This is a genomic window from Streptomyces niphimycinicus, assembly GCF_018883605.1.
In the GTDB taxonomy this organism is placed as follows: domain Bacteria; phylum Actinomycetota; class Actinomycetes; order Streptomycetales; family Streptomycetaceae; genus Streptomyces; species Streptomyces niphimycinicus.
In genome coordinates this window covers 1-2,597 of the sequence record NZ_JAHLEM010000282.1, presented here as the reverse complement: position 1 = coordinate 2,597, position 2,597 = coordinate 1, and the positions used below count along the sequence as shown (strand labels likewise).

General features: G+C 77.2%; 2 protein-coding genes. Both read left to right on the top strand.

From position 1 onward, the window contains the following. The coding region (locus KN815_RS24805) for a ComEA family DNA-binding protein (RefSeq protein WP_372458465.1) at window positions 1-978 on the top strand (978 nt) is incomplete at its 5' end. Window positions 979-1,562: 584 nt separating this feature from the next. Continuing rightward, window positions 1,563-2,597, top strand: a 1,035-nt coding sequence (locus KN815_RS50715) for a ComEC/Rec2 family competence protein (protein ID WP_216344142.1), incomplete at its 3' end; no start/stop codon positions are given.

The window sequence follows — 2,597 nt, the reverse complement described above, 5'->3', positions numbered from 1 at the left end:
CGGGACGTGCGCGAGAGGCCGCTCCGGGACGTGCGCGAGGGGCCACCCGGGGACGTGTGCGGGGAGCCGCCTCGGGACGCGGCTGAGGGGCCACTCGGGGACGTGTCCGAGGTGCCGCCCTGGGACGCGCGCAAGGGGTTGTCCAGGGACCCGCGCGAGGAGGCATCTGAGGGCGTGCCCGGGGATGGTCCGCTGCGCCGACGCGACCGGGTAAGGCTCGCCCTGCGTGAGCGGCTGCCGGTGTGGCTCCAGTTGCGCTGCGGTATGGAGCTGAGAACGGTCGCCGCCCTGGCGGTCGCCCTGCTCGCCGCAGTGGCCTTCGCGGCGTATCACTTCTGGACCGGCCGGCCCCAGACCGTGCGCGCACCGGATCCGGAGCCCCCGCGCGCCGCGCCCTCCGAACCCGGTCCGATGCCCAGGGGACGACTCACCCCGTCCGGCGGCGGTCGCACGGTCGTCGTGGATGTGACCGGCAAGGTCCGCCGCCCCGGGCTGTGGAAGCTGCCGCCAGGGGCGCGGGTCGCCGACGCCCTCGAAGCGGCGGGTGGAGTACGGCCGGGCGCCGACCTGAGCGGGCTGAACCGGGCCCGGCCGCTGGTGGACGGCGAGCAGATCGTCGTCGGCGCCCCAGCGGGCGGATCACCCGCACCGGGTGCGGCCGCCGATCCGGCCGCTGGCGCACCAAACGCACCCAACGGCCTGAACGCACCCAACGGCCCGAACGCACCCCATGACCCGAACGTGGCCAACGGCGCGAACCCACCGGCCGGACCGGGGGTGCCCGGTGGCTCGGTCAGCCTCAACTCCGCGACCGCCGAACAGCTCGACACCCTCCCGGGAGTCGGTCCCGTCCTGGCCCGGCACATCATCGACTACCGCACCCAGCACGGAGGTTTCCGCTCCATCGATGAACTCCGCGAGGTGAACGGCATCGGCGAGCGCCGGTTCGCCGATCTGCGCCCGCTGGTCCGGCCATGACGGTCACGAGGCCCCCGCAGGCCCGCGCCCCGGTCCATGCGGCGGCCGTGTCCCCGCGCGGTGCGTCACAGCCACGCCAGGAGGGCCCACCCGACCTCCGCCTAGTGCCCCCGGCCCTGGCCGCCTGGGCAGCCGCGGCGCTCGCCCTGGACGCACCGGCCCATATGGTGGCCCTCGCCTGCGCGGTTGCCTCCCTAGTGGCGGCCTGGCTGCTCGTCCGGGCCCGCCGACGAGCCCCGGCACGGGGTGGACGACGGCGCGACGTCCCCCGTCCCCGGTGCGGGCCGGACATGCCCTCGCCAGTGCCGCTCCCGAACGACCGACAGGTACTCGGACCCGCCCCGTCGGAGCCCACCCCGCCGCAGCCGCCCGGCGCCCAGCCTCGGCAGCGGGAGCGGAAGGCACCACCGCCGACAGCAGGCCGGTCGCGCAATGCCGCGCGCAATACCGCGTCCAACGCCGCCCCCGGGGCCCGGAGGCGGCCGGGCACCGCAGACGGCCGCAACGTGCCGCGGCAACAGGCCACTTCGCCGCCACGCACCGTCGCATGGCGTGGGCGCCGTACGGCAGGGGCGCTGGCCGCCGTGCTGTTGTGCGGGGCTGCGGCGGGGGCGGTCGCCGGGCTGCATGGCGCGGACGTACGCCGTGGCCCGGTGCCCGCGCTGGCCCGGGAGTACGCCGAGGCCACCGCGGAGGTGACGGTCACGGGGGACCCACGGCTCACCCGGCCACGCGTGCGGGGCGCGGCGCTCGCGCCCGCGTCCGTGGTCCTGGAGGCCGAGGCCGATCGGGTCACCGGCCCCGACGGCACCACGACCACCACCCGCACCCCCGTCCTGGTGACGGTCCACCCGAGGGCCGGTAAGGAGCGGACGGCCTGGCTGGGGCTGCTGCCGTCCACCAAGCTGCGTGTCCACGGCCGCCTGGCGCCGCCGCTGCGCGACGGGGACCGCATTGCGGCCGTGGTGCGCGTGAACGGCGGCGGACCCCCGCGGGTCACGGGCCCGCCCAGCGCGGTCCAGCGGCTGGCCGGGCGGCTGCGCGCCGGGCTGCGCACCGCGACCGACGGACTCTCCCCGGACGCGCGGGCGTTGCTCCCGGCGCTGGTCGTGGGGGACACCTCACGGGTACCGCCCGAACTGGACGAGGCATTCCGGGCCACGGACATGCTCCACCTCATGGCCGTCTCCGGCAGCAACCTGACGCTGGTGCTCGCCCTGCTCACGGGTCCGCCGCGGCTGGCCGGGCGGGCCGAGCGGCGCGGTCTCGCGGGCGCGCTCGGCATCCGGCTGCGGACCACCGCCCTGCTCGGCGGCGGGCTCACGCTCGCCTTCGTCATCGTCTGTAGACCCGAGCCCAGTGTGCTGCGCGCCGCCGCCTGCGGGCTGATCACGCTGCTCGCCCTCGGCACCGGACGCCGCCGCTCCCTGCTCCCGGCCCTGGCCGCCGCCGTCCTCGCGCTGGTGCTCTACGACCCCTGGCTGGCCCGGAGCTACGGCTTTCTGCTCTCCGCGCTGGCCACCGGCGCCCTGCTCACCATCGCGCCGGGATGGAGCGCGGCGCTGCGGCGCCGTGGCGTACCGCCCCGGCTCGCCGAGGCGCTGGCGGCCGCCGCCGCG